The sequence below is a fragment of the Streptococcus sp. CCH5-D3 genome (assembly GCF_001556435.1).
Classification (GTDB): Bacteria; Bacillota; Bacilli; order Lactobacillales; family Streptococcaceae; genus Streptococcus.
Window position 1 is genome coordinate 1 of the sequence record NZ_LSIW01000003.1, and the last position, 26,253, is coordinate 26,253.

A 26,253-nucleotide genomic window follows, 5' to 3' on the forward strand; every position below is an offset into this window, starting at 1 on the left:
TTAATAAAAAAGAAAAACCAGACTACTATAGCTATGTCAAAAAGTATCTGAAATAGTAGGAGAAGGATTAGCCTAGTGCTGATTCTTTTCTTTTTGGAATTATATGTTTCAATTTTCAGAATATTTTGTTATAATAGCAACATATTAGTCAAAGGAGAACTATCATGGCAAAAACTATTCATACTGATAAAGCACCAGCAGCAATCGGACCTTATGTTCAAGGTAAAATTGTTGGCAATCTTTTGTTTGCTTCTGGTCAAGTACCATTGTCACCAGAAACAGGTGAAATCATTGGCGAAACAATTCAAGAACAAACAGAACAAGTTCTTAAAAATGTTGGGGCTATTTTGGCAGAAGCTGGTACAGACTTTGACCACGTTGTCAAAACAACTTGCTTCCTAAGTGACATTAACGATTTCGTTCCATTTAACGAAGTGTATGCAACTGCCTTTACATCTGATTTCCCAGCACGTTCTGCAGTAGAAGTGGCACGTTTGCCAAAAGATGTTAAAATTGAAATCGAAGTTATCGCTGAGATTGATTAATGAAGAGAGCCTTGGCTCTTTTCTTTTTTTCTCAACTATGATAGACTATTAAAGATAAATCATTTTCGATGTTTGGGAGACACCATCGCTAAAAAAAACCATTACTGGCGTTTTTTTGGCTCCCCCAAGGGGCCTTTTTATGTGTCTCAAACATCACGAATAAAGAGGAATATTATGAAACGTCAATCAGCTTTGGTCGTCTTTAGTGGCGGTCAAGATTCTACTACTTGCCTATTTTGGGCTCTAAAACATTATGAAACAGTTGAATTAGTTACTTTTGCTTACGGGCAACGTCATAGCTTGGAAATTGAAGTAGCTAAAGAGATTGCACGAGAACAAGGGCTTAAACACCATGTTTTAGATATGTCTTTGCTTGGTCAAATTACTGAAAATGCTTTAACATCTGATATTGAGATTGAGGCAGAAGAAGGTGAAGTTCCTAATACTTTTGTGGACGGGCGTAATCATCTTTTCCTTTCTTTTGCAGCTGTTCTGGCTAAGCAACGTGGTATCACTGACATTGTTACGGGTGTTTGTGAGACAGACTTTTCTGGTTATCCAGACTGTCGTGATGTTTTTGTCAAATCGCTTAATGTCACACTTAATCTAGCCATGGCCTATGATTTTGTTATCCAAACTCCTCTCATGTGGTTAGATAAGGCTGAGACTTGGGCTTTGGCTGACCAACTTGGAGCTTTCGACTATGTTCGTGAAAAAACGCTAACTTGCTATAACGGTATTATTGGGACTGGTTGTGGGGAATGTCCTGCCTGCCATTTGCGTCAAAAAGGACTTGAAAAATATCTAGCAGAAAGAGGAGAAGCTTAATGTTCTTTGCACCGAAAGAAATCAAAAAAGAAACAGGTGAGTCTTTGGTTTACAATCCTCACCGTACAATGGTTTCTAAAGAGTTTACTTTTGATGCTGCCCACCATCTCTTTCATTATGAAGGCAAATGCAAATCGCTTCATGGTCATACCTACCATCTTCAAATAGCAGTGAGTGGTTACTTGGATGAACGTGGCATGACCTACGATTTTGGTGACCTCAAGAGCATTTATAAGGACCATTTGGAACCTCAGTTAGATCACCGTTATCTCAATGAGACTTTGCCTTATATGAACACAACTGCGGAAAATATGGTTTTCTGGATTTTCCATACGACGAGTCAACATCTGCCAGAGGAGAGGGGACTTCGTTTGGAATATGTACGCCTTTATGAAACACCAACAGCCTTTTCAGAGTTTAGACGGGAGTGGTTGGATGAATAGAGAACGTGTACTCAAACTACCAGTACTTGAAATTTTTGGACCAACCTTTCAAGGGGAAGGGCGAGCAATTGGTCAAAAAACCATGTTTGTAAGGACAGCAGGATGTGATTACCACTGTGATTGGTGTGATTCTGCCTTCACTTGGGATGGTTCAGAGAAACCAACTCGTATGACAGCTGATGAAGTCATTGAAGCTTTGGATGCGCTAGGAACTTACGACTATGTTACTCTATCTGGAGGGAACCCAGCTCTTTTAGCAGCTAATATGGCTGAACTTGTTTCAAAACTCAAAGCAAGAGGAGTGACTTTGGCCGTTGAAACACAGGGTTCTCGCTGGCAGGAGTGGCTAAAGGATATTGACCAAGTAACCTTAAGTCCTAAACCGCCATCATCCAAGATGGAAGTCAATATGGAAACCCTTGACTTTATTGTTTCTCAGCTTGATCCTGATAAAGTTACCTTCAAGGTTCCTGTTTTCGATGATGCAGATTTAGCCTTTGCTAAAATGATTCAGGAACGTTATCAGCCAGATGTCATGTTTCTTTCAGCTGGTAATCCTGAACCTAAAGCAGAGGGTAATATTGTCCAACATCAATTAGATCGCCTAAAAGAACTGTGGGAGACTGTAGCTGCTGATGACTCGTGGGGAAATGTGCGAGTTCTCCCTCAGCTTCATACCCTACTCTATGATAATGAGCGTGGTGTCTAATCTTCACATTCTATAAGCTTAGAATTGATAGTATTTTTACTTTTTTAATGATTAACATTAGAAATTTGGATTAAAAATCGACTATATAAAGGTCTAGAAAAATTAACAACGAAGGAAGAAAAATGTCACAACAAGAAGAAATGAAAAACCTCACTCTCCTTGGTAATAAGGAGACACCTTATATTTTTGAATACTCTCCACAAGTCTTGGAGTCTTTTGATAATCGTCACACTGATAATGATTATTTTATCAAATTCAACTGTCCAGAATTTACTTCACTTTGTCCTATTACTGGCCAACCTGATTTTGCAAGTATCTATATTTCTTATATTCCAGACCAGCTCTGCGTTGAGTCTAAATCTCTAAAGCTTTACCTCTTTAGTTACCGTAATCACGGAGATTTCCATGAAAACTGTATTAATACCATTGGTAAAGATTTGGTGGAGCTTTTGAACCCTCGTTACTTAGAAGTTTGGGGTAAATTTACACCTCGTGGTGGTATTTCTATTGACCCTTATTATAATTATGGCCGTCCAGAAACTAAGTATGAAAAGATGGCAGAGCAACGTCTTTTTAATCACGATCTTTACCCAGAAAATATTGATAATCGTTAATATCATGCTAAAAGTCCTTATATTAAGGGCTTTTTTATTTTGTTAAACACCTGTCTTTAGGGTGTAAAAGAAAGCTGATCAATTATTTTTTACAAGTAAAAGTAAGGTCATTGTTAGTTTTTTATTGGTCTGTTCTTAGAAAGTTCTATTATTAAAATAATTTGACAATAGAAGTATTATCTCCTACAATTAAAGTAAAACAGAAGCGTAAGCGCTTGCTTATAAAAGGTATATTTGTTTTTAAAAAAGGGGATGAAGACAATGAGAAAAAGTTTACGTCTATTTTCGTGCGCTGTTTTAGGGGCAGCAATATTAGCACCAACGGTAGTTGGTAATGATCATGCACAGGCCGATAGTTATTATGGCCGAGGTTACTATAATAACTATTCTTATAATCCATGGTATAACAACTATTATCCAAACTATGGTTATAACTACGGATACAATGGTTATTATCCAGGCTATAATTACAATTATGGCTATAACTACGGTTACAATAATTACTATCCAAACTATAACTATGGCTATAATTATAACTATAATTATGGCTATAACAACTATAATCCTGGTTACAACAACTACAACGAATCAGGTACTTACCGCTATAGCAATGGTTACTTGTACTACATCTTGAGTGATGGTAGCTACTATGTTAACTATAACGGTCGTTGGGTTCGTGGTGGTGACTATAATAACAACAATAGTGGTTCTAACAATACACCAACGACAGGTTATGAGGTTTTGAGAAATGACCCTCACTACCGTTACGAAAATGGTACTCACTACTATTTGAAAGATAATGGCGATTACTACTATTATTCAAATGGTAAGTGGGTGCTTGTTAAGGCTTCAAGCACAGATTCTGAAGCTCCAACAACTTCAACTGTAGATTCAACTTCATCAGCAAGTTCAGAGGTAGCCTCAACTGTAGATTCAACTTCATCAGCAAGTTCAGAAGTAGCCTCAACCGTGGATTCAACTTCGTCTGCAAGTTCAGAAGCAGCGTCAACTGTAGATTCAACTTCGTCTGCAAGCTCAGAAGTAGCTTCAACTGCCGACTCAACTTCGTCTGCAAGTTCAGAAGTAGCTTCAACTGTTGACTCAACGTCATCAGCAAGTTCAGAAGTAGCCTCAACTGTAGATTCAACTTCAGAAGCGGCTTCAACTGGTAACTCAAGTTCGACTGTAACTTCTGAATCTTCTTCAACAGCAACTTCAGAGACAGGTTCAACATCAGAAACAAGTTCTGAAGCTCCTGAACTTGAAAACCCACCATATGCGCCTGAAACAAACATTGACTATGATAAGTTGCCAAAACCAACATTGCCACCAACAGATTATCGCATGCAGTCAGACCCACGATTTGTAGATGACAACGGTACGTATTACTACCGTGTCGCTATGACTGATGAGGAAAATGCGCGTGGTATCGATGGTTACTACAAATGGGTTGATGGTAAGTGGAAACTCTACAATGGTACTGCCAATGATGACCCTGAGCTTGATCCAGATTTTCATAAACCAGCAGGAAACGACGAATACATGTACGATGACAACGCATCAAGTGTTAAGTTGTATTCTGAAAATGTAGTTGGTACTGGTAAAGCGGGAGAAGCTCTTCCATTCCAAAATGTTGATGAATTCAAAGACTATGTCATTAATAATCTTGCTCCAAAATTCATAGACAATGCTGGCTGGGATTGTAATGTAACTTGGGAAATTGAAGATGTTGATAACTTCAATGCTTCTAAAGGCAGTGCTTGGGCACGTGATTATGTGATTACAGCTAATCTCAAGAGTGGTGTTGACGACAAAAAATATAGTGATGTTGAATTTGGATATGTTAAATTTATTTATCATGTAGAACCAACTGAAAACTCTGATTATGTTGAAGTTGATTCAGCTAAGGCTGCCTTTAATGAAATCAATGCTCAACGTACAGCTGCCGGTTTACCAGCGCTTACATGGTCTGATGATCTTTACAATAGCACAACTCTTCCACACGCCAAAGATATTTCACATACTTACAACAGTGACGGTATTGTTTACCGTCGTGAATCTGATGGTTCAGTTGTTGCAAATAAATGGTTGAGCAGTGGTATTCGTGAACTTCTCATGAGTCCAGATGCTACTCAAGCTGCAGTGGCTTGTGTTGTCGCAGGTGATGGTACTTACTACTGGACTTTGAATTACCAATAAGAAGATGTTAAATTAATTGTCCCAATAATGAGGAGTCTGAGGTTAGTCTTGGACTCTTTTCCTTTATCTATTGAACGTTTAAGCTTTCAATATGGTATAATAGAGCCTAGAAAGAAGGCGAAAATATGCAGGTTAAGAGAGTTCAGGATTATATCTCTAAAGAGTGGTTCGATGAAACCGATGGCTCCTATTTCGAACGACTAAATAGTCGTTTGCAGGTGCTTTTGAAAAAAGATTATCCTGATTTACAAGGACATGATTTCATTAGTAATATTAGCCTTTTGGATTATAGGTTAGTTTTTCTCGACGAGATTATTGCAAATGCTAATGAGAAAAATGAGCACGTGCGTGAAACAGTTCATGATGTGACCAAGAGTTTGCTCTACGAGGACCAGGATGTCCAGGAACAATTGGATAGTCGAATTACTTTTGGTCAAAAAGTGGCGGATGAAGTGGCCCGATTTGGTGGATCTTGGACTTTTATCTTGTCATTTGTTGCTTTTATGGCTATTTGGATGGGGCTGAATGTTGTTCAACCCTTTGGGATTGCCTTTGATAAGTATCCTTTTATTCTGTTGAATTTGGCCTTGTCAACTCTAGCTGCCGTTCAGGCACCATTGATTATGATGAGTCAGAATCGGGCATCGGATTACGATCGATTGCAAGCACGAAATGACTATAACGTCAATAAACAATCAAAGGAAGAAATCCGACTTTTACATGAAAAAATTGATCACTTGGTGCAACAAGACCAATCAGATTTGCTTACTATTCAAAAATTGCAGACAGAAATGATTATGGGGGTTAGCCAACAAGTTGAAAAAATGTCAGACGATATTCGTGTCTTGAAAGAAGAAAGACTAGAAAGGGAGTCTCATGGGAACGAAAAAAATTAATTTAGTTGTTGTAACAGGGATGAGCGGGGCAGGTAAGACTGTAGCGATTCAATCCTTTGAGGATATTGGATACTTCACTATTGATAATATGCCACCTTCTTTGGTACCAAAGGTTATCGAATTGGTAAAACATAGTGAAGAGACAGATAAGATTGCTCTTGTCGTTGATATGCGAAGTCGCTTGTTCTTCGATGAAATCAACGATATTTTGGATAAATTGGAGAGCAATGAGGAACTTAATTTCAAGATTCTTTTCTTGGACGCTACGGATGGTGAATTGGTTTCTCGTTACAAAGAGACACGTCGTAGTCACCCACTGGCGGCAGATGGCCGTGTTTTGGATGGCATCAAGTTAGAGCGTGAGCTTTTGTCACCGCTTAAGAGTTTGAGTCAAAACGTAGTTGATACGACAGAATTGACTCCGCGTCAACTTCGTAAGGCTATTTCTGAACAGTTTTCATCTGAGCAAGACCAATCTTCTTTCCGTATTGAAGTTTTGAGTTTTGGTTTTAAATATGGACTGCCATTGGATGCAGATCTGGTTTTTGATGTCCGTTTTTTGCCAAACCCTTATTATGATCCTGCCCTTCGTAACCTCACAGGTTTGGATAAAGAGGTTTTTGATTACGTCATGAAGCATACAGAATCAGAAGACTTTTACAATCATTTGAAACAGCTTATTAAACCAATCTTACCTGGCTACAAAAAAGAAGGTAAGTCTGTTCTTACTATTGCTGTTGGGTGTACAGGTGGTCAACACCGTAGTGTAGCTTTTGCACATCGTCTAGCCCAAGATCTAAAAAATGATTGGACAGTCAATGAAACACATCGTGATAAGGATCGACGTAAGGAGACGGTGAATCGTTCATGAAAAAACCAAGAATTACAGTAATAGGTGGGGGAACTGGTATTCCAGTCATTCTTCGTAGTTTACGCCATAAGGATGTTGATATCACTGCTGTGGTAACTGTAGCTGATGATGGCGGTTCTTCAGGAGATTTGCGTGATATCATGCAACTGACACCTCCAGGGGATTTGCGTAATGTTTTGGTAGCTATGAGTGATATGCCTAAACTTTATGAAAGAGTTTTCCAATATCGTTTTGATAAAACCGATGGCGCTTTGGCCGGTCATCCACTCGGAAATCTAATCATCGCTGGAATTTCTGAAATGCAGGGATCTACCTATAATGCCATGCAGCTTCTGACGAAGTTTTTCCACGTCACAGGTAAGATTTATCCTGCCAGTGAGACTGCCTTGACGCTTCATGCCGTTTTTCAAGATGGTCATGAAGTAGCAGGTGAGAGTAGTATTGCCCAGTACGATGGCATGATTGAGCGCGTTTATGTGTCCAATACCTATAATGATGAAGAGCCTAAGGCCAGTCGTAAGGTTGTTGATGCTATTATGAATAGTGATATGATTGTTTTAGGTCCTGGGTCTCTTTATACATCGATTTTGCCCAACCTGGTGATACCAGAGATTCGTCAGGCTCTTATTGAGACCAAGGCTGATGTCACATACATTTGTAATATTATGACGCAGTACGGAGAAACTGAGCAATTTTCAGATGCCGACCATGTGGCTGTTCTTAATCGTCATCTTGGCTCCGATGTGATTGACAATGTCTTAGTTAATATCAAGAAAGTGCCTAAGGAATACATGGCAAGTAATAAATTTGATGAATACCTTGTTCAGGTTGAGCATGATTTTGAGGGCTTACGTCGTGAAGCAAAAACAGTTGTGTCTTCTAATTTTTTGCGACTTGAAAATGGTGGTGCCTTCCACCATGGTGAATTGGTAGTGGATGAGCTCATGCATCTAGTGAGGAATAAGTCATGAGTTTCACAATTAAGGTTAAAGAAGAGATAATTGCAGCTTCAAGCAAAGACAAGGCTGAATTGTCGGCATTGATTAAGATGTCTGGTTCTGTTGGATTGACCAACCAAGGATTGACTCTTTCTATCTCAACAGAAAACGCAAAGATTGCGCGACATATCTACCAATTAATGGAAAGTCGTTATCAGAGTAATCCTGAATTGAGACATCATAACAAGACTAATCTCAAGAAAAATCGTGTTTACACGGTTTTTGTAGCTGACCATGTCAATGATATTTTGTCCGATTTACAATTGGCGGATTCTTTCTTTGGCTTTGAAACAGGCATTGAAACATCAGTAATGGAAGATGATGAAGCTGGAAGATCCTATTTACGAGGTGCTTTTTTGGCGACTGGAACAGTTCGTGATCCTGAAAAAGGCCGTTATCAATTAGAGATTTTTTCCGTTTACCAAGACCACGCAGAGGACTTGGCTTCTCTCATGAAAAAATTTATGCTAGATGCCAAGGTTTTGAGTCATAAAAATGGTTTTGTGACCTATCTTCAAAAAGCTGAGGATATTATGGATTTCCTCCTTGTTATTGGTGCAATGAACTCTAAGGATACCTTCGAAGAGGTCAAAATTATGCGAGAGACCAGAAATGATCTGAATCGTGCCAATAATGCGGAAACAGCTAATATTGCTAGAACGATTAGTGCTAGTATGAAAACAATTAATAATATTATCAAGATTATGGATACGGTTGGCTTGGAGATTTTACCTGTGGAGCTGCGCCAAATTGCCCAACTCCGTATTGCCAATCCAGATTACTCTATCCAGCAAATCGCAGATAGTATAGAACCTCCTCTGACCAAGAGTGGTGTCAATCATCGTCTCAGAAAAATCAATAAAATTGCGGACGATTTGTAAGTAGAAAGGAAGCTTTTATGGCTTGTACAACGATTTTAGTAGGTAAGAAAGCCTCATATGATGGCTCTACCATGATTGCACGTACTGAGGATTCTCAATCTGGCGTTTTTACGCCCAAAGAATTTCTCGTCGTGACCCCTGAAGACCAACCGCGTCATTACCAGTCTGTGCTTAGCAAGTTTTCAATTGATTTGCCAGATAATCCTCTACGTTATACTTCTGTTCCAGATGCACTTGGTAAAGACGGTATCTGGGGTGAAGCTGGTATTAACTCAGCTAATGTTGCCATGAGTGCAACAGAAACAATCACCACCAATGCGCGTGTACTCGGTGCAGACCCTCTTGTTAAAGATGGTTTTGGAGAAGAGGATATGTTAACATTGGTCTTGCCATATATTAAGACGGCGCGTGAAGGTGTCCTTCGTTTGGGGCAACTTCTTGAAACTTACGGAACTTACGAATCTAATGGTATTGCTTTCTCAGATACTGAAGAAATTTGGTGGCTAGAGACCATTGGTGGTCACCATTGGATTGCAAGACGTGTTCCAGATGATGCCTATGTCACTAACCCAAACCAACTTGGCATCGATCACTATGAGTTTGAAAATCCAGACGACTATTTAGCCTCACCAGACATTCGAGATTTTATTAATAAACATCACTTGGATTTGACTTATTCTAATGAACACTTTAATCCACGTTATGCTTTTGGTAGCCAACGAGATAAGGATCGTCATTATAATACACCACGTGCCTGGGCAATGCAGAAATTCTTGAATCCAGAAAAAGATTATGATCCAAAATCATTCTTTATTCCATGGTGTCAAAAACCATACCGCAAAATTACAGTTGAAGATGTTAAATATGTCTTGAGTCTTCATTACCAAGATACACCTTACGATCCTTATGGACCTCAAGGAGATGCGGTGAGTCAACGCCAATTCCGTCCAATCGGTATCAACCGTACTAGTCAAACAGCTCTCTTGCAAATGCGTCCTAACAAACCATCAGAAACAACAGGAATTCAGTGGTTAGCCTATGGATCAATGCCATTTGGTACAATGGTGCCATTCTGGACTCAAGTCGGAACAACACCTGCTTATTTCCGTCAAACAACTGATAAAGTGGATACAGGTAATTTCTACTGGAGTAATCGCTTGATTGCTGCTATCTGTGATCCTCATTTCCAACAGCATGAAGCTGATTTGGATGCTTATGTAGAAACAACTATGGCTCTTGGCCATGCTATGATTAATCATGTAGATACTGCTTTAGCAAATGGTGAGAGTATTGATTTTGAAGCTGAAAATCAAAAAATTAGTGATAAGATTCAGTCAGAAACAGATAAACTATTGGCAAAAGTCTTAGATGATGCAAGTAATTTGATGACCAATCGTTTTTCTATGAGTGATTAAAGTCATCAAAAAAGCCTTTCCATAAAATTGGAAAGGTTTTTTAGTATTGTAAACATTACTTGTTTTCTTTATCCAGTTTCGAGAGGAGCTGATAAAGCGTAATAAAGAAGAAAAGATTGAGTGAAATGAGAAGGCCTGATGCCCATGGCAAATCGCTTTCTAAATTTCGAAGAGGTGAATTCCAAGCAAAGTGTGCAGCAAAAGCACCGAAAGCATAAAGTATACCAATAAGACTGTATTTAGAATTAATGAGTTTTTGACGGGAACGCCATATAAGGACTAGCCCCATAGCAAGGAAGGATGTGTAAAGCCAGTGAGACGATACGGCACCAATAGTTCGACCAAGAATACCTGAAATCGTATAAGAAAAACCATCAGGCAAATCTGAAAGAATATAGGAGAAGTCTTCACTAATCTGGAAGCCAAGACCTGCCGTAATAGCAACAAGCAAGATCCCCTTGTAACTTTTCGTTGGTACCATATAGATAGCAAAGAGAAAAGCTGCCAGTTTTAGGGGTTCTTCAACTAGGGGAGCCATAAGGGCATCCTCAAAGCGGTAGAAGAAGCTCTTTGAAGAAAGATGAGCAGTCACCCAATCGTGAGAAAAGGTATTGGCATAACCAGCTATCCATCCTGTTATAAAGAGTCCACCAATTAGAGCAAATATGAGAACAAGTGGTTTCACCTGCCATCTCTTGCCTAAGTACTGGATCAGAAATATTCCTGGTACGATATAACATAAGGCAATCAGTGTTGATAGTCCAATAATACCGTATGCCGAACCAGACAAAGCGCCTGAAGTGTATGATTGCGTATCATAAGTCAGGCCTATGGCTGAAAGCAATAAAAAAAGATATAGGATTAATTTTCGAAACATGTATAACCTACTTTCCAAATGATATTTCCAGTATATCAAATAATTCTTTCTCGCTGAAATATTTCAATTTTTTTATTTAAGGGCTTGCAAAATAAATGAAATGTGATATACTTAACCAGTAAACTGTTAACTGGTTAAGTATTTTGAAAGGAATAACATGAAAAAGAAACGCATTTTTGGCCTAGCAGGATTAGCAGCAGTTGTTTTAGCTGCTGGTGCAGGTATTTATTATACGACTAGTCACCACGGTTCAAAAGGAAATGGTGATTTGAAAGTTGTTACGAGCTTTTACCCTGTTTATGAATTTACCAAGCAGGTTGTAGGAGATGAGGGAGAGGTGTCTTATCTCATTCCTGCTGGAAGTGAAGCTCACGATTTTCAACCATCTACTAAGAATGTCGCTGACATTGAAAAAGCAGACACTTTTGTCTACCTAAATGAAAATATGGAAACCTGGGTTCCAAAAGTTGAAAAGTCTATCAACACAAAAAATACAAAAGTCATTAAGGCAAGTCAAGGCATGGTTCTTTTACCTGGAACAGAGGAAGAAGATCATGATCACGGTGGAGAAGAACATCACCACGAATATGATCCTCATGTTTGGCTCTCACCTAAACGTTCTCAAAAATTAGTTGAAACTATTAGAGACGGTTTGATTGCTCAGCATCCAGATAAAAAAGCAGTCTTTACAACCAATGCCGAGAAATACCTTAAAAAATTAAAGACTTTGGATAAGGAGTATACTGAAGCCTTTAGTCAAGCGAAACAGAAAAGTTTTGTTACTCAGCACGCAGCTTTTGCCTACCTTGCCTTAGATTACGGTTTGACACAGGTACCAATTTTAGGTGTTTCAGCTGAGTCCGACCCTTCTGCAAAACGTATCGCTAGCCTTTCTAAGTATGTCAAAGAATATGATATTAACTATATCTATTTTGAGGAAAATGCTTCAAGTAGTGTTGCTAAAACCTTAGCTAACGAAGTAGGAGTTAAGACAGCAGTATTAAATCCAATTGAATCACTAACTAAGGAACAGTTGAAAAAAGGTGAAGACTATGTCAGTGTTATGACTGAGAACCTAAAAAATCTTCGTTTAACAACGGACGTTGAAGGTAAAGCTATCCAACCTGAAACGGGAAGTGATGACAAGAAAACGGTTCAAAATGGTTACTTCGATGACAAAGATGTTAAAGATAGAGAACTTTCGGATTGGTCTGGTGAGTGGCAATCGGTCTATCCTTATCTTCAAGATGGTACTTTAGATCAAGTATTTGAATACAAATCTCTATTGAATAAGGATAAAACAGCACAAGAGTATAAAGAATACTACACTAAGGGCTATCAAACAGATGTTTCTAAAATTGCTATTGACGGTAAAAAGATGACCATGACTTTCACAAAAAATGATGGAAGTAGTGTGACACACACTTATCGTTATGATGGGTATAAGATTTTGACCTATGCTTCTGGTAAAAAAGGTGTTCGTTATCTCTTTACAGCAACTGATAGTCAAGCAGCAGATAACCCTTACCAGTATGTCCAATTTTCAGATCATCAAATAGATCCAACAAGTTCAGCACATTTCCATATTTTCTTTGGAAATAGTAGCCAAGATGAGATTCTAAAAGAAATGGATAATTGGCCAACTTACTATCCTGGAAAACTTAGTGGCTTTGAAATTGCACAAGAAATGGTTAGTCATTAATACTAGAAATGCACTCATTGTGAGTGTTTTTCTTTTTTTAAAAAATCTTTCATTTTTTAAACTCTTAGAAAATTGCTAATGTTATTAGTTTTAAACAAAAATTTAAAGCATGGTATTTTTTCTAAAAAAATCCTGCAAAAAATTAAATAATTACTACATTTTTTCATTCTTTAGTGGTACAATAATAGTACGATTTTCAGATGACCAGGAGAGACCCATGAACCAGTATTTAGTAGCGATACATTATATTCAACTGCTTCAAGCAGAACTCGATATTCTAAATCATGATGCACGCTTGCTTTTTGATTTAAAGATTGAACCAAATCTTGCTAAAAGAGAGCTTGCTGACTTGAAAGTATCCCTATCTAAATTATCTGACAAAAACCTTTATATCGAAGGTACAATCTGGTATCAGCCAAGTTTGTTTGCAATCATTGATCAAAATTTAGGGGTTATTGATGACTGGCTCAAGGAATTAGATGACTTTTTTGAATTTACCTATAGTACAACAGTTTTCACTGTTTTGAAAGAAAATGAAAATCGAAGTTACGACTTATTACTTGGTCTCTATAGCCGTCTTGAATACGTTATTTCAGAAATAAAAAATTGCCGTTAGATGACTAACGGCTTTTAGTATATAGAAAAATTAGGTTCTATTTTAAATATCAAATAATTTGACAAAATATCCAAATGTGTGTAAAATAAAATTTGAAAATACTCTAATAAAAATAATGTTAAGTTAAAGGAAGATAATAACTAAGTGAGTAAGCAGGGGTTTAAATTGGGGGATTTTGTTAGATATTATTTGGTGAGCCTTGTGTCGCTGAGCTTTTTATGTCTTATTTTGTATGGGCTATATTCTTTAAACGGGCTCATTCCTTTTTCTCTAGATGGAGCTTCAGGCCTTGAAGTTAGGCATTATTCAGGACAGACCACCTCTTCTGTAAAAAAAGATGGTGATTATAAGGTTCAGGATATTAGTGGTGAAACTAAGAGCTACAATGTAAATTTGAAAGTAGCAAACGATGGGGATAAGGTTATCCAAACCTATGTCTTTGAGTATAAAAAATGATTCTATAATAAAAACTCACAGTCTTAGCCAGATTGTGAGTTTTTTAGATGTCTATTACCAAAGTCCTAATATCTTTTGCATGAGAAGAGAAGCAAGACTAATTAATAACCAACAGGCTCCTCCCACTAGAAGTGCTGAGCCTCCTTTAGTGATTAGTTTTTTGAGATTTGTTTGGAAACCGATAGCTGTCATTGCCATAATAATCATAAATTTTGAAAGGTCTTTTAATGGTGAAAAGACGGTAGGTGTTACACCGAGTGACATTGCAACAGTTGTAATCAGTGAGGCCAAAAGGAACCAAAGGATAAAGTTAGGCACTGCTTTGCTTAGCGAGAATGCTTCCTTTGTATTATCCTTTCGTGACTGCCATACAGATAGACCAAGAGTTATAGGGATGATAGCAAGTGTTCGAGTCAATTTAACAATTGTTGCTTGCTCTAGGATAGATGTTCCATGTAAGCTATCCCAAGAACTAGCTGTAGCAGTTACAGAAGAAGTATCGTTGACAGCTGTTCCAGCAAATATGGCAAAGCCTTGATTACTAAGTCCCAACCAAGATCCCAAGTGAGGAAAGATTAAAGCCGCTAAGATGTTAAAAAAGAAAATTACCGAGATTGCTGTTGCAATAGATTCATCTTTAGCCTTGATTACAGGAGCAGTTGCAGCAATAGCAGATCCTCCACAAATAGAAGAACCAACACCTACTAAAGTAGCAATTTCACTATCTAGCTTGAACACACGATGGACGACATAAGCAGTAAGCAGTGCCGTAGTAATAGTCACTAGAATAATGGGAAGTGACGTTACGCCAACCTTAAAGACTTGAGAAAGATTTAGTCCAAATCCAAGAAGAATAACAGCGTATTGTAATACTTTTTTAGATGTGAATTGCATTCCTGCTTTAAGTTTCTGAGAATCTCTTAGAATAATTCCTAGCAGAAGTCCTATAAATAAACCAAGGACTGGCCCACCAATAATAGGAAATAAGTTTCCAAGGAACCATGCTAGGAGAGATATAAGTATTGCAATACTTAGTCCGGGTAAGAATTCTTTTATTTTCATTCATTTATCTCCTTAAAATTTGACTATATTATAGCTTATTATAAATATGATGTAAAGGTAACATTTGCTTTATTTATCAAGGAAAATAGGTCTAAAAGTTGCGACTTGTCAGTTTTTCTGATAGAATAGTATTAAAATATTATAATTGAAAATCTTATGAAGGAAGGGTTGTATGTATCGTCATTTAAAGAAGTATATGATTTTTATCGTGGGAGCTTTTGTTTGTTCGCTCTTTTTGGTTCTAGCTTTTACAACTGATAGAAAAAATGATAACAGTGTTAATGCTAAAGCTGAAGCTGCCTACAATCAAACTACGACGGCTTTTATTGATAGTATCGGAGAGACTGCGAGACAGATTGGTCAAGATTACAATATCTATGCTTCTGTTCTAATTGCTCAAGCTATTCTGGAATCAAATTCAGGTCAGTCAGGTTTGAGTCAAGCTCCTTATTACAACTTCTTTGGGATTAAGGGCTCTTATAATGGAAACTCCGTTACTATGCGTACTTGGGAAGACGATGGTACAGGGAAGACTTATGAGATTGATGAACCTTTCCGTTCTTATGGAAGTCTGAGTGATTCCCTAGCAGATTATGCTGCTTTGATGACGTCATCTACTTATGCAGGTACTTGGAAATCAAATACAAGTAGTTATGCAGATGCCACTCAGGCACTGACAGGGACTTATGCTACAGATAGTCTTTACGCTTCTAAATTAAATAGCATTATTGCATACTATGGTTTGACTGCCTACGATCAAGCTCCAGTTACTCAAGCAACTGGTTCAACAAGTGGCTTTGTTTGGAACAGCTATAGAGGCTCATACACAGATGCTGAGACCTTATCTATAGATGAGGCCTGGGCAAGCTATAAAAATTATAAATAATGATGAGAGTCGAAAGGCTCTTTTTTGTGCTTTGAATTGGATAGTTTTGGCGATAAAAAGTCCCCAACATTATGTGCTAGGGACTAACATCTATTAGTTGTCAAAAGTGACTTCTTTAACGAGGTTATCAAGGAATTTTTCCCCCATTTTAGAGAGGGTTGCCTTTTCATGCTTCAAGTAAACAATATCAATTTCATCATCAATATCAAGTGGGATAGAGACAATGTTATCACCATTCAAATTACTATTTAAAATACCTGTAGCAATGGTGTAACCATCCAAACCGATTAATAGGTTGAAGAGTGTCGCTCGGTCTGAAACCACGATAGACTTTTTATGGGGAATCTGAGAGAGAATCTCTTCAGAATAGTAGAAGGAATTATGAATCCCCTGATCATAGCTAAGGTATGGAAATTCTTCTAAATCTTCCAAAGAGACAACTTCATGCTTAGCCAATGGGTTTGACTTGCTGACAAAGATATGAGGTCTAGCTTTGAAGAGACTGGTATATGTGAGGCGGTTGTCATCAAACATCTTAGTCAAGACATCTCGATTATAGCTGTTAAGGAAGAGAACACCGATCTCTGAACGGAAGTTCTTAACGTCCTCAATGATTTCATAAGTACGTGTTTCGCGTAAGAAGAGCTCGTAACGTGTCATATCAGCTCTCTTGAGAAGTGAGACGAAGGCATTGACAACAAAAGCGTAGTGTTGAGAGGAAACACTAAACAATTCACGTGTTTCTGTGTGACTCTTGTAGCGTTCTTCCAAGAGATTCGTTTGTTCCACTACCTGACGGGCATAGGAGAGAAATTCAACTCCATCCTTAGTTAAGGTGATTCCCTTAGGGTTACGGATAAAGATATCGATTCCCATTTCTCTTTCCAAGTCACGAACAGCATTTGAAAGACTTGGTTGCGTAATGAAAAGTTGTTTTGCAGCTTCATTCATTGAGCCGGTTTCGACGATTTTGATAATATAATGTAATTGTTGAATTCGCATAGCCTTATTATAGCATATTTTAAGGATTATTCCTTAGGATAAGGAGCGACTAAAAGGTCTTTTTAGGACTATACCAATTTTTATGCTTGACAATGTCAAATATATCGAATATACTGTCCTCGTTAAGCTTTTTAAAGAGCTTATTGACTATACCAATTTTAAATGAAGGAGACATGACCTCTTTGATCAGAGGTTATTATTAAAAATATGTGTGGAATTGTTGGTGTTGTAGGTAACACAAATGCAACTGATATCTTGATTCAAGGACTTGAAAAGCTAGAATACCGTGGTTATGATTCAGCTGGTATCTTTGTAGCTGGCGATGCATCTAGTCAATTGGTTAAGGCTGTTGGCCGTATTGCGGAACTTGCTGCTAAAACTGAAGGAGTAGAAGGTACTGCAGGTATCGGACATACTCGTTGGGCAACTCACGGTAAACCAACAGAGGATAATGCTCACCCACACCGCTCAGAAACAGAACGTTTTGTTTTGGTTCACAATGGTGTTATTGAAAACTATCTTGAAATTAAGGAAGAATACCTTTCTGGTCACCATTTCAAAGGCCAAACTGATACTGAAATTGCAGTTCACTTGATTGGAAAATTCGTTGAAGAAGATGGTTTGTCAACTCTTGAAGCATTCAAGAAAGCTCTTCACATTATCCGTGGATCATATGCCTTCGCTCTTATGGATTCTGAAGATGCCTCAACAATTTACGTGGCAAAAAACAAATCACCACTTTTGATTGGTCTTGGTGATGGCTATAACATGGTCTGCTCAGATGCCATGGCTATGATTCGCGAAACTAATCAGTACATGGAAATTCACGATCAAGAGTTAGTTATCGTGAAAGCTGATAGTGTCGAAGTCCAAGATTATGATGGTACTGTTAAAGAACGTGATAGCTATACAGCTGAACTTGACCTTTCTGATATTGGTAAAGGCACATACCCTTACTACATGCTCAAAGAAATCGATGAGCAACCAACAGTGATGCGTAAGCTTATCCAAGCCTACACAGATGACAAGGGACAAGTGACTGTAGATGCTGATATTATAAAGGCTGTTCAAGAGGCTGATCGTATCTATATCCTTGCGGCAGGAACATCATATCATGCTGGTTTTGCTTCTAAGAAGATGCTCGAAGAGTTGACAGATACACCAGTTGAGCTTGGTATTTCTTCTGAGTGGGGTTATGGTATGCCACTCCTTAGCAAGAAACCTCTCTTTGTCTTTATTAGCCAATCAGGTGAAACAGCAGATAGCCGTCAGGTTCTTGTTAAAGCTAACGAGTTGGGTATTCCAAGTCTGACAGTGACAAACGTTCCGGGATCTACCCTTTCTCGTGAAGCTGACCACACAATGCTTCTTCATGCTGGACCAGAAATTGCCGTAGCTTCTACTAAAGCTTACACCGCTCAGATTGCAGCTCTTGCCTTCTTGGCTAAAGCAGTCGGTGAAGCTAATGGTAATGAAAAAGCTAAAGCTTTCGACTTGGTACATGAATTGTCACTTGTAGCACAATCTATCGAATCAACACTCTCTGAAAAAGAAGTTATTGACGAGAAAGTGGCAGCTCTTCTTGCAGAAACACGTAACGCTTTCTATATTGGTCGTGGTCAAGATTACTATGTTGCTATGGAAGCCAGTCTTAAATTGAAAGAAATCTCATATATCCAATGTGAAGGTTTTGCAGCAGGTGAGTTGAAACACGGAACGATTGCTTTGATTGAAGATGGTACACCTGTTATTGCGCTCTTGTCTGACGCTGTTCTTGCTAGCCACACTCGTGGTAATATTCAAGAGGTAGCTGCTCGTGGTGCTAAAGTGTTGACTATTGCTGAGGAAAATGTTGCTAAAGAAGGTGATGACATCGTTCTTAATAATGTTCACCCTTACTTGTCACCAATTTCAATGGTTGTACCGACACAATTGATTGCTTACTTTGCAACACTTCATCGTGGACTTGACGTCGATAAACCACGTAACTTGGCTAAATCAGTTACTGTTGAATAAAAATACTAACATCTCTTACAGTGTAAGGGATGTTGTTTGTTTTTATCCTTTTTACCCTTGCTTAATTGGAGAATCTAAAGTAGAATAGTATCTATATCACAATCTTAGGAGAGAATTATGTCATTACCAAATTGTCCAAAATGTAACTCAGAGTATGTTTATGAAGATGGAATCTTGCTTGTATGTCCTGAATGTGCCTATGAGTGGGATCCAAACGAAGTTGCAGAAGAAGAAGGACTTGTGGTTCTTGATAGTAATGGAACACGTCTTGCTGACGGTGATACTGTTACAGTTATTAAAGATTTGAAAGTGAAAGGTGCGCCAAAAGATATTAAACAAGGCACACGTGTTAAAAATATTCGTTTGGTTGAAGGTGACCATAACATTGATTGTAAGATTGATGGTTTTGGTGCTATGAAACTTAAATCTGAATTTGTTAAGAAAATCTAAAATAAGCTTTAGGGATGCTAGACTTAAGTATTGTTTGTTTCTCAGGACAGACTATTTAAGTCTCCCAGGAGTGTGATTATGAACTCATTTTGAAAATTGGGTCTAGTCGCACTCCTTTTTACTATTTTCAAAATCTTATATCATTTTTTCAAAAAAATTGGTATAATATTCAATAATACTAAATAATTATAGGAGTTTATATGTCATACGTTTTGGAAGTATTACCAGCCCTTTTGAACGGTGCGGTAGTCACACTTCAAGTATTTTTCATTGTTATCGTACTGTCGATTCCATTAGGGATTGTACTTGCTTTCTTAATGCAGATTAAATTCAAACCTTTAAATTGGTTATTAACCCTTTACGTTTGGATTATGCGTGGAACGCCTCTCCTTTTACAATTGATCTTCGTTTATTATGTTCTTCCAAGTGTTGGGATTGTCTTTGATCGTCTACCAGCTGCTATTCTTGCTTTTACGCTTAACTATGCAGCTTATTTCGCAGAGATTTTCCGTGGAGGAATCTTGGCTATTCCGAAAGGACAATACGAAGCAGCAAAAATGCTTAAACTTAGTCCTTTCCAAACCATCCGCTACATTATCCTTCCTCAGGTGGTCAAGATTGTCTTGCCAAGTATCTTTAACGAGATTATTAACTTGGTTAAGGATTCATCATTGGTTTATGTGCTTGGGGTTGGAGACCTTCTTTTGGAAAGTCGTACCGCTGCGAACCGTGATGCGACCTTAGCACCGATGTTTGTGGCCGGAGCTATCTATCTTATCCTTGTGGGTGTTGTGACTGTGGCTTCGAAAAACATCGAAAAGAAATTCAACTATTATAAATAGGAGACCTTATGTTAGAATTAAAAAATATTTCCAAGCAATTTGGTCAACACAAAATTTTTGATAAGTATAATCTGACAGTAGAAGAAGGAAAAATCTTGGCTATTGTCGGACCATCTGGTGGTGGTAAAACGACTCTCTTGCGTATGCTAGCAGGTCTTGAAACCATTGATTCAGGACAAATTATTTATGAAAATGAAGAGATTCCTTTGGATCAGATGGAAAGTCGTAATTTGCTCGGTTTTGTCTTCCAAGATTTCCAACTGTTTCCACATTTAACAGTCTTAGACAATCTAACGCTTTCTCCAATTAAGACGATGGGAATGTCTAAGGAGGATGCTCAGAAAAAAGCTCAAGCTCTGCTTGACCGTTTAGGCCTTGGAGCTCACGGAAATGCTTATCCTTACTCTCTTTCTGGGGGACAAAAACAACGTGTTGCATTTGCGCGTGCTATGATGATTGATCCGAAAATTGTCGGCTATGATGAACCAACATCAGCTCTTGACCCTGAGTTGCGTCAAGAAGTGGAGAAATTGATTTTGCAGAATCGTGAGACTGGGATTACGCAAATCGTTATCACTCACGATATGCAGTTTGCACAACACATCGCCGATGAGATTGTCACTATCAATCCAAAATAGTGAGGATTTTCCATGAAAAAAATAGTAAAAACGATTTTGCTAGGCTGTCTTGTCATTTTGCCTTTGTTTGCGCTATCAGCTTGCAGCTCGCGCTCACATTTTGCAACTCAGAAAGATCAGTGGCAAACCTATACCAAAGAAAAGAAAATCAAAATTGGTTTTGATGCAACCTTTGTTCCTATGGGATATGAGGAAAAGGATGGTAGCTATGTTGGTTTTGATATTGATCTTGCAACTGCAGTCTTTAAATTGTATGGTATCGATGTCGAATGGCAGGCTATTGACTGGGATATGAAAGAAACAGAACTGAAGAATGGGACAATTGACCTCATTTGGAATGGTTACTCGGTCACGGATGAGCGTAAGCAGTCTGCGGACTTCACGGAACCTTATATGGTCAATGAACAAGTACTGGTAACCAAAAAGTCTTCGGGAATTGATTCTGTTGCTGGAATGTCAGGTAAGACCTTAGGTGCCCAAGCAGGGTCTTCCGGTTATGATGCTTTCAATGCTTCTCCGAAGATTTTGAAGGATATCGTTGCCAACCAAAAAGCAGTCCAATATTCGACCTTTACTCAAGCCTTGATTGACCTTGATAGTGGACGTATTGACGGTCTATTGATTGACCGTGTGTATGCTAATTACTACTTAGAAAAATCAGGGGTTCTGGATCAGTATAATGTTATGCCTGCTGGTTATGAAGGTGAAAGCTTTGCTGTAGGTGCTCGTAAAGCAGATAAGACACTGATCAAAAAAATCAATCAAGGATTTAGAACCCTTTATAAAAAAGGAGAATTCCAAAAGATTTCTAACAAGTGGTTTGGCGAAGATGTTGCCACAGACCAAGTTAAAGGGAAAAAATAGAAGGATAACAACATTCTAGAAGGGATGTTGTTATTTTTTTATGGAAAATACTTGAAATATAAGAAGTTATAATTTATACTAGTGTTAGTTTATAAACTAACGAAAGGGCAAGCATGGGATATTTTGATTATTCAAGAGAACCGCAAAGTGATATTGCTTTTGTAGATATGAAATCTTTCTATGCAAGTGTGGAGTGTGTTGAACGTGGACTGCACCCTCTTAAGACCTCTCTATGTGTGATGAGTAGGGCTGAAAATGCGAATGGTTTGATACTAGCCTCTTCCCCTATCTTTAAGCAAGTTTTTGGCAAGTCAAATGTTAGTCGTTCTTATGACTTGCCTTTTGACATTCATTCTCGTAAGTTTCATTATTATAATGCCAAAAAGCAGGGACTTCCAACGGATAGAGCTTTTGTAGATTACATCGAATCTTGGGCCAAGGTTACCTTTATCGTTCCTCCTAGAATGGATATCTATATAAAAAAGAATATCCAGATTCAACACATTTTCCAGAATTATGCCAGTGTTGAAGATATTCTTCCCTATTCCATTGATGAGGGTTTCATTGATCTCACGTCGTCACTGAATTACTTTATTCCCGATAGGACTATTACTAGAAAAGATAAGTTAGATATGATTTCAGGGCGTATTCAAAGAGATATTTGGAGGGAGACAGGTATTTACTCGACAGTTGGAATGTCTAACAGCAATCCCTTATTGGCTAAGTTAGCTCTTGATAATGAGGCTAAACATACGGCTACTATGAGAGCCAACTGGTCCTATGAAGATGTCGAGACTAAGGTTTGGAATATTTCCCATATGACTGATTTCTGGGGGATTGGTAAGCGGATGGAGAAGCGGCTAAACAAGTTGGGAATTTGCTCCATTCGAGAACTTGCTAATAGCAATCCTGATATTCTTAAAAAGAAGTTAGGTATTGTAGGTTTAGACCTCTTTTTTCATGCTAACGGTATTGATGAGAGTAATGTTCATAAACCTTATAAACCAAAGTCACATGGCTTAGGAAATTCTCAAATCTTACCACGAGACTATGAGCGTCAAGCTGATATTGAATTGATTCTAAGAGAGATGGCGGAGCAGGTAGCCATTAGGTTAAGACGAGCTCATAAGAAAGCTTGTCAAGTTTCCATTAGCATTGGATTTTCAAAGTTAGAGGGCAAGCGTTCGTTACAAGCACAGATGAAGATTGAGCCTGCCAATAATACAAGAATACTAATAGGGCATGTCATTTCACTCTTTAGGAAGAAATATCAAGGAGGGGCTGTTCGAAGTGTCAGTGTTTCTTATGCAAATTTTGTAGATGAAAAGATCCAAATTCTTTCTTTATTTGATAATCCAGATGATGTTGATAAAGAAGAAAGGCTTCAGTCAGCTATAGATAGTATTCGTCAGGAATTTGGCTTTAGGACCATTCAAAAAGCAACAGCTTTACAGGAGGCATCTAGGAGTCTTGCTCGAAGCAAGCTTATTGGTGGCCACTCAGCTGGGGGATTAGATGGCTTAAAATGATAGACCGTAGTTACCTTCCCTTTCAATCAGCTAGGGAACATCAAGATAGGGGAATGATGAAGTGGATGGGATTTTTCTTATCGGAGCACACAAGTTCCCTAAATGAAGATAAGACTAAAGAAAATCTAACTAATCATTTGGATGATTTAGAGAAGTTCACTTTATTGAACCAGCTTTATTTGGGGCAATTATTGGGGAATTTCCAGATAAAGGATCAAGGTAGGCGCTGTAGGTTTAGTGGTTATGTGGTTGACTTGGATTTTAATCAAGTTACTATAAAATCTTTCAAGCGACATAAACGTATTCGAACAAAGGATATACTAGAAATTAGTTTGGGGGTTGAAAACATAGATGAAGAAGAGAAAAATTTATGATGATAAACTTCAAATTGACTATTTTTCTGATAGCTATTTAAAATTTGAAGAAGATTTTTATCGCTATTCTGCTATGGATATACCCTTGACCTTTTTGACGGATGATATTTTAAGAGAGATGGCAATCAGTCAAAAGAATTATTTTCTACTCAATAAAGAGAATGCTAGAGACGGACGCAATCATTATTTCCATTTTGAAGTCAGCCTTTTGGATTCCAAGACACTCGTGAGACAGTATAGGTATCTTGGAAATGATTAAATCATGTCACATTAAGCGGAAGAAATAGTATGTCTTTAATTGGTAGTTGGAGCTTTCAAGAAATTTTTCTGTGAATGAGAAATTCTTTATGTAAGCGTTGACATTGTTTCTAAGAGTGCTATAATGAGGGCGTTAAAAGTTATCATATGGAGGTAATTAAGATGAGAGCAGTTGTTGTTAATCAAGCAAGCACAGGTGTTGAAGTTGTGGACCATGAAAAACCAGCGGTGGTTGGTCATGGTCAAGCCTTGGTTAAAGTTGAATACTGTGGTGTTTGCCATACTGACCTTCACGTAGCCCATGGAGACTTTGGTCAAGTTCCAGGTCGTATCTTAGGCCATGAAGGAATTGGTATTGTTGAAGAAGTTGGCGAAGGGGTTAAAACACTTAAAAAAGGTGATCGCGTATCAATTGCTTGGTTCTTCGAAGGGTGTGGCTACTGTGAATATTGTACAACTGGACGTGAAACACTCTGTCGGTCTGTAAAAAATGCTGGTTATAGTGTTGATGGTGGTATGAGTGACTATGCTTTGGTTACTGCTGACTACGCTGTGAAAGTTCCAGACGGACTTAATCCAGCTCAAGCTTCATCTATTACTTGTGCGGGAGTTACAACCTATAAAGCCATTAAAGAGGCTAAAGTTGAACCTGGTCAATGGGTAGCTATATATGGTGCTGGAGGACTAGGTAATTTGGCTATTCAATACGCTAAGAAAGTTTTTAACGCACGAGTAGTAGCAGTTGATATCAATCAAGATAAACTAGATTTGGCTAAAGAATCTGGCGCTGATTTAGTGGCAAATGGTAAAGAAGTTGAAGATGTAGCAGGCTATATCCAAGAAAAAACTGGTGGTACACACAGTGCTGTTGTAACCGCTGTTTCTAAGGTTGCTTTCAATCAGGCTATCGATAGTGTACGTGCTGGTGGAACAGTCGTTGCGGTTGGTCTCCCATCTGAATATATGGAACTCTCAATTGTCAAAACAGTTCTAGATGGTATCCGTGTTGTTGGATCTCTTGTAGGTACACGTAAAGACTTAGAAGAAGCCTTCGACTTTGGTGCACAAGGATTGGTAGTACCGGTTGTTGAAACTGTTCCTGTTGATACAGCGGTAGAAGTCTTTGATCAAATGGAAAAAGGTGAAATTCAAGGACGTAAAGTATTGGATTTCACTAAGTAAGCAAACATCTATCTATGCTATCCTGACTATGTGAAGAGTTGAGTGATGTAAACTTGTACTGATACCAGAAAGTTAGACAAATAATTTAGTGAAGGATTTAGTTTTCTACTGTATAGGACTAAGTCCTTTTGTTTTACCTTAAATCGTTTGTTGTTGTAATAGGCTCTGACCTTAAAAAGATAGACAAAATTTAATTCATATGAAAAGTAGTAAAAAAGTTATATAATGATTTCGTAAATAAAGAGTTAAAGAATATTATCATTTATAACAAGGAGTATGAAATGGATTCTACCAACTTGGACTCGGAACTATTCATAGAGTTTAAATCACGTGGGAAACGATGCCAACTTTTTTATATATCCGATAGCCATAGTGAAGGGTTATATGAGACTGTTTCTACTGAACGAGAACGTCTTGCTATGTGGCTTCCTTGGGTGGATGAAATGAAAAGTGTTGAAAATGAAAAAGCGTTTATAAAGTATGCACGTGAAAAAATGGAGCGCAATGAGTTATTTATGTTAACAATTTGCGTCAATCAGAAACCAGTAGGGATGATAGATATACATAATATTGATTTACAAAAACATCAAGCTGAAATTGGATATTGGATATCAGAAAAATATGAAAATCAAGGTTTTGTAAAACAGGGTTTAAAAAAATTAATAAAAATCATTCCATCCAAATTTAAAATTGATAAGCTTTTGATTTATATAGATGTTGATAATGTTAAAAGTAAGTTTATACCAATCAGTTTAGGTTTTAAAAAGGAAAGCGAAATCTCCCAATTCGAGTTCTATAATGGATTCTATCATGATTTTGAAATTTATGGGCTAAATGTGAACGAAGGAAATATAGCAAATGATTAAAGTGAATTTTTTACAAATAAATAACAATCAGAGAGTTTTGATTTTACCCCATTATCTAGGTATGATGTAAGAGTTAGTACTGAACAGCAGAAAAGGAAAAATTTTTCTGACCCCATATCATTGCTTATTGCTCTATTTTTGTAATTAAGATATAAAAAATCCCCACCAGAAAGAAATTCTGGTGGGGAACCAAATATAAGTAATTAGATTTTAGCGTTTTAAAACAATTCAAAA

At 37.8% G+C, this 26,253-nt stretch carries 28 protein-coding genes; 25 read left to right on the forward strand and 3 right to left on the reverse strand.

The annotated features are described in order from the left end of the window. Positions 1-164 precede the first annotated feature (164 nt). From AX662_RS00015 to AX662_RS00065, 11 genes are all read left to right on the forward strand, one after another. Positions 165-545, forward strand: a complete 381-nt coding sequence (locus AX662_RS00015; protein ID WP_002891112.1) for a RidA family protein — start codon at positions 165-167, stop codon at positions 543-545. Positions 546-719: 174 nt separating this feature from the next. After that, a complete protein-coding gene (gene queC / locus AX662_RS00020; protein ID WP_037597875.1) occupies positions 720-1,373 on the forward strand; it encodes a 7-cyano-7-deazaguanine synthase QueC in 654 nt (217 codons plus the stop codon). Beyond that, positions 1,373-1,816 carry a 6-carboxytetrahydropterin synthase QueD gene (gene queD, locus AX662_RS00025; RefSeq protein ID WP_060971232.1) on the forward strand — a complete coding sequence of 148 codons (444 nt, stop codon included), beginning with the start codon at positions 1,373-1,375 and terminating at the stop codon, positions 1,814-1,816. The genes queC and queD overlap by 1 nt, the downstream gene beginning before the upstream one ends. After that, on the forward strand, positions 1,809-2,525 hold the full coding sequence (gene queE / locus AX662_RS00030; protein WP_060971233.1) for a 7-carboxy-7-deazaguanine synthase QueE: 717 nt from the start codon (positions 1,809-1,811) through the stop codon (positions 2,523-2,525). Before queD ends, queE begins: the two co-directional genes overlap by 8 nt. Before the next feature lie 122 nt (positions 2,526-2,647). Continuing rightward, entirely contained in the window at positions 2,648-3,139 is a 492-nt protein-coding gene (queF, locus tag AX662_RS00035; protein WP_003097375.1) for a preQ(1) synthase, read from the forward strand. 261 nt (positions 3,140-3,400) lie between these two features. Continuing rightward, the gene (locus tag AX662_RS00040) at positions 3,401-5,338 is read left to right on the forward strand and encodes a CAP domain-containing protein (protein ID WP_060971234.1); all 1,938 of its coding nucleotides are present in this window, start codon (positions 3,401-3,403) and stop codon (positions 5,336-5,338) included. A 125-nt stretch (positions 5,339-5,463) separates the two neighbouring features. Then, positions 5,464-6,234, forward strand: coding sequence for a DUF1003 domain-containing protein (locus tag AX662_RS00045; RefSeq protein WP_037600718.1), 771 nt, complete (start codon positions 5,464-5,466; stop codon positions 6,232-6,234). Beyond that, the gene (rapZ, locus tag AX662_RS00050; protein ID WP_060971235.1) at positions 6,215-7,105 is read left to right on the forward strand and encodes an RNase adapter RapZ; all 891 of its coding nucleotides are present in this window, start codon (positions 6,215-6,217) and stop codon (positions 7,103-7,105) included. The genes AX662_RS00045 and rapZ overlap by 20 nt, the downstream gene beginning before the upstream one ends. After that, positions 7,102-8,076, forward strand: coding sequence for a YvcK family protein (locus AX662_RS00055; protein ID WP_060971236.1), 975 nt, complete (start codon positions 7,102-7,104; stop codon positions 8,074-8,076). The genes rapZ and AX662_RS00055 overlap by 4 nt, the downstream gene beginning before the upstream one ends. Then, positions 8,073-8,984 carry a DNA-binding protein WhiA gene (gene whiA / locus AX662_RS00060; RefSeq protein ID WP_004182012.1) on the forward strand — a complete coding sequence of 304 codons (912 nt, stop codon included), beginning with the start codon at positions 8,073-8,075 and terminating at the stop codon, positions 8,982-8,984. Before AX662_RS00055 ends, whiA begins: the two co-directional genes overlap by 4 nt. A 17-nt stretch (positions 8,985-9,001) precedes the next feature. Further along, positions 9,002-10,399, forward strand: a complete 1,398-nt coding sequence (locus AX662_RS00065; RefSeq protein WP_060971237.1) for a C69 family dipeptidase — start codon at positions 9,002-9,004, stop codon at positions 10,397-10,399. A gap of 55 nt (positions 10,400-10,454) precedes the next feature. On the opposite strand, the gene AX662_RS00070 is transcribed toward AX662_RS00065, so the two are convergent. Further along, entirely contained in the window at positions 10,455-11,276 is an 822-nt protein-coding gene (locus AX662_RS00070; protein ID WP_060971238.1) for a PrsW family glutamic-type intramembrane protease, read from the reverse strand. Between the two features lie 157 nt (positions 11,277-11,433). Here AX662_RS00070 and AX662_RS00075 point away from each other — a divergent pair, with 157 nt between their 5' ends. From AX662_RS00075 to AX662_RS00085, 3 genes are all read left to right on the forward strand, one after another. Continuing rightward, complete coding sequence (locus AX662_RS00075; protein WP_060971239.1) at positions 11,434-12,978, forward strand: zinc ABC transporter substrate-binding protein AdcA; 1,545 nt, start codon at positions 11,434-11,436, stop codon at positions 12,976-12,978. A gap of 217 nt (positions 12,979-13,195) precedes the next feature. Beyond that, a complete protein-coding gene (locus AX662_RS00080; RefSeq protein ID WP_004182418.1) occupies positions 13,196-13,594 on the forward strand; it encodes a hypothetical protein in 399 nt (132 codons plus the stop codon). A gap of 144 nt (positions 13,595-13,738) precedes the next feature. After that, complete coding sequence (locus AX662_RS00085) at positions 13,739-14,050, forward strand: hypothetical protein (protein ID WP_060971240.1); 312 nt, start codon at positions 13,739-13,741, stop codon at positions 14,048-14,050. A gap of 54 nt (positions 14,051-14,104) precedes the next feature. On the opposite strand, the gene AX662_RS00090 is transcribed toward AX662_RS00085, so the two are convergent. Next, complete coding sequence (locus tag AX662_RS00090; protein ID WP_060971241.1) at positions 14,105-15,112, reverse strand: YeiH family protein; 1,008 nt, start codon at positions 15,110-15,112, stop codon at positions 14,105-14,107. Positions 15,113-15,284: 172 nt separating this feature from the next. On the opposite strand from AX662_RS00090, the gene AX662_RS00095 reads away from it, so the two are divergent. Then, positions 15,285-15,998, forward strand: coding sequence for a glycoside hydrolase family 73 protein (locus AX662_RS00095; protein ID WP_014634579.1), 714 nt, complete (start codon positions 15,285-15,287; stop codon positions 15,996-15,998). 93 nt (positions 15,999-16,091) lie between these two features. Here the strand turns inward: AX662_RS00095 and AX662_RS00100 are convergent, their stop codons facing one another. Further along, positions 16,092-17,000 (reverse strand): LysR family transcriptional regulator, encoded by a 909-nt coding sequence (locus tag AX662_RS00100; protein WP_014634578.1) that lies wholly within the window; start codon positions 16,998-17,000, stop codon positions 16,092-16,094. Positions 17,001-17,207: 207 nt separating this feature from the next. On the opposite strand from AX662_RS00100, the gene glmS reads away from it, so the two are divergent. The 10 genes from glmS (at position 17,208) to AX662_RS00150 (ending at position 26,019) form a co-directional block, all read left to right on the forward strand. Then, the gene (gene glmS / locus AX662_RS00105) at positions 17,208-19,016 is read left to right on the forward strand and encodes a glutamine--fructose-6-phosphate transaminase (isomerizing) (RefSeq protein ID WP_049545386.1); all 1,809 of its coding nucleotides are present in this window, start codon (positions 17,208-17,210) and stop codon (positions 19,014-19,016) included. A gap of 117 nt (positions 19,017-19,133) precedes the next feature. After that, the gene (locus AX662_RS00110; RefSeq protein WP_002891088.1) at positions 19,134-19,466 is read left to right on the forward strand and encodes a zinc ribbon domain-containing protein YjdM; all 333 of its coding nucleotides are present in this window, start codon (positions 19,134-19,136) and stop codon (positions 19,464-19,466) included. Positions 19,467-19,666: 200 nt separating this feature from the next. Next, the gene (locus AX662_RS00115; protein WP_014634576.1) at positions 19,667-20,308 is read left to right on the forward strand and encodes an amino acid ABC transporter permease; all 642 of its coding nucleotides are present in this window, start codon (positions 19,667-19,669) and stop codon (positions 20,306-20,308) included. Positions 20,309-20,316: 8 nt separating this feature from the next. Further along, on the forward strand, positions 20,317-20,946 hold the full coding sequence (locus AX662_RS00120) for an amino acid ABC transporter ATP-binding protein (RefSeq protein ID WP_014634575.1): 630 nt from the start codon (positions 20,317-20,319) through the stop codon (positions 20,944-20,946). A 12-nt stretch (positions 20,947-20,958) separates the two neighbouring features. After that, on the forward strand, positions 20,959-21,810 hold the full coding sequence (locus tag AX662_RS00125) for an amino acid ABC transporter substrate-binding protein (RefSeq protein WP_060971242.1): 852 nt from the start codon (positions 20,959-20,961) through the stop codon (positions 21,808-21,810). Between the two features lie 113 nt (positions 21,811-21,923). Then, positions 21,924-23,339, forward strand: coding sequence for a Y-family DNA polymerase (locus AX662_RS00130; RefSeq protein ID WP_060971243.1), 1,416 nt, complete (start codon positions 21,924-21,926; stop codon positions 23,337-23,339). Beyond that, a complete protein-coding gene (locus AX662_RS00135) occupies positions 23,336-23,713 on the forward strand; it encodes a hypothetical protein (RefSeq protein ID WP_060971244.1) in 378 nt (125 codons plus the stop codon). Before AX662_RS00130 ends, AX662_RS00135 begins: the two co-directional genes overlap by 4 nt. Then, positions 23,691-23,972, forward strand: coding sequence for a DUF5960 family protein (locus AX662_RS00140; RefSeq protein WP_060971245.1), 282 nt, complete (start codon positions 23,691-23,693; stop codon positions 23,970-23,972). Before AX662_RS00135 ends, AX662_RS00140 begins: the two co-directional genes overlap by 23 nt. A 161-nt stretch (positions 23,973-24,133) precedes the next feature. Next, positions 24,134-25,153 carry an alcohol dehydrogenase AdhP gene (adhP, locus tag AX662_RS00145; RefSeq protein ID WP_060971246.1) on the forward strand — a complete coding sequence of 340 codons (1,020 nt, stop codon included), beginning with the start codon at positions 24,134-24,136 and terminating at the stop codon, positions 25,151-25,153. Between the two features lie 281 nt (positions 25,154-25,434). Next, on the forward strand, positions 25,435-26,019 hold the full coding sequence (locus tag AX662_RS00150) for a GNAT family N-acetyltransferase (RefSeq protein WP_060971247.1): 585 nt from the start codon (positions 25,435-25,437) through the stop codon (positions 26,017-26,019). Positions 26,020-26,253 lie beyond the last annotated feature (234 nt).

Coding starts and splice junctions, on each gene's coding strand:
- AX662_RS00015 (WP_002891112.1), top strand. CDS start 165: ATGGCAAAAACTATTCATACTGATAAAGCACCAGCAGCAATCGGACCT.
- queC (WP_037597875.1), top strand. CDS start 720: ATGAAACGTCAATCAGCTTTGGTCGTCTTTAGTGGCGGTCAAGATTCT.
- queD (WP_060971232.1), top strand. CDS start 1,373: ATGTTCTTTGCACCGAAAGAAATCAAAAAAGAAACAGGTGAGTCTTTG.
- queE (WP_060971233.1), top strand. CDS start 1,809: ATGAATAGAGAACGTGTACTCAAACTACCAGTACTTGAAATTTTTGGA.
- queF (WP_003097375.1), top strand. CDS start 2,648: ATGTCACAACAAGAAGAAATGAAAAACCTCACTCTCCTTGGTAATAAG.
- AX662_RS00040 (WP_060971234.1), top strand. CDS start 3,401: ATGAGAAAAAGTTTACGTCTATTTTCGTGCGCTGTTTTAGGGGCAGCA.
- AX662_RS00045 (WP_037600718.1), top strand. CDS start 5,464: ATGCAGGTTAAGAGAGTTCAGGATTATATCTCTAAAGAGTGGTTCGAT.
- rapZ (WP_060971235.1), top strand. CDS start 6,215: ATGGGAACGAAAAAAATTAATTTAGTTGTTGTAACAGGGATGAGCGGG.
- AX662_RS00055 (WP_060971236.1), top strand. CDS start 7,102: ATGAAAAAACCAAGAATTACAGTAATAGGTGGGGGAACTGGTATTCCA.
- whiA (WP_004182012.1), top strand. CDS start 8,073: ATGAGTTTCACAATTAAGGTTAAAGAAGAGATAATTGCAGCTTCAAGC.
- AX662_RS00065 (WP_060971237.1), top strand. CDS start 9,002: ATGGCTTGTACAACGATTTTAGTAGGTAAGAAAGCCTCATATGATGGC.
- AX662_RS00070 (WP_060971238.1), bottom strand. CDS start 11,276: ATGTTTCGAAAATTAATCCTATATCTTTTTTTATTGCTTTCAGCCATA.
- AX662_RS00075 (WP_060971239.1), top strand. CDS start 11,434: ATGAAAAAGAAACGCATTTTTGGCCTAGCAGGATTAGCAGCAGTTGTT.
- AX662_RS00080 (WP_004182418.1), top strand. CDS start 13,196: ATGAACCAGTATTTAGTAGCGATACATTATATTCAACTGCTTCAAGCA.
- AX662_RS00090 (WP_060971241.1), bottom strand. CDS start 15,112: ATGAAAATAAAAGAATTCTTACCCGGACTAAGTATTGCAATACTTATA.
- AX662_RS00095 (WP_014634579.1), top strand. CDS start 15,285: ATGTATCGTCATTTAAAGAAGTATATGATTTTTATCGTGGGAGCTTTT.
- AX662_RS00100 (WP_014634578.1), bottom strand. CDS start 17,000: ATGCGAATTCAACAATTACATTATATTATCAAAATCGTCGAAACCGGC.
- glmS (WP_049545386.1), top strand. CDS start 17,208: ATGTGTGGAATTGTTGGTGTTGTAGGTAACACAAATGCAACTGATATC.
- AX662_RS00110 (WP_002891088.1), top strand. CDS start 19,134: ATGTCATTACCAAATTGTCCAAAATGTAACTCAGAGTATGTTTATGAA.
- AX662_RS00115 (WP_014634576.1), top strand. CDS start 19,667: ATGTCATACGTTTTGGAAGTATTACCAGCCCTTTTGAACGGTGCGGTA.
- AX662_RS00120 (WP_014634575.1), top strand. CDS start 20,317: ATGTTAGAATTAAAAAATATTTCCAAGCAATTTGGTCAACACAAAATT.
- AX662_RS00125 (WP_060971242.1), top strand. CDS start 20,959: ATGAAAAAAATAGTAAAAACGATTTTGCTAGGCTGTCTTGTCATTTTG.
- AX662_RS00130 (WP_060971243.1), top strand. CDS start 21,924: ATGGGATATTTTGATTATTCAAGAGAACCGCAAAGTGATATTGCTTTT.
- AX662_RS00135 (WP_060971244.1), top strand. CDS start 23,336: ATGATAGACCGTAGTTACCTTCCCTTTCAATCAGCTAGGGAACATCAA.
- AX662_RS00140 (WP_060971245.1), top strand. CDS start 23,691: ATGAAGAAGAGAAAAATTTATGATGATAAACTTCAAATTGACTATTTT.
- adhP (WP_060971246.1), top strand. CDS start 24,134: ATGAGAGCAGTTGTTGTTAATCAAGCAAGCACAGGTGTTGAAGTTGTG.
- AX662_RS00150 (WP_060971247.1), top strand. CDS start 25,435: ATGGATTCTACCAACTTGGACTCGGAACTATTCATAGAGTTTAAATCA.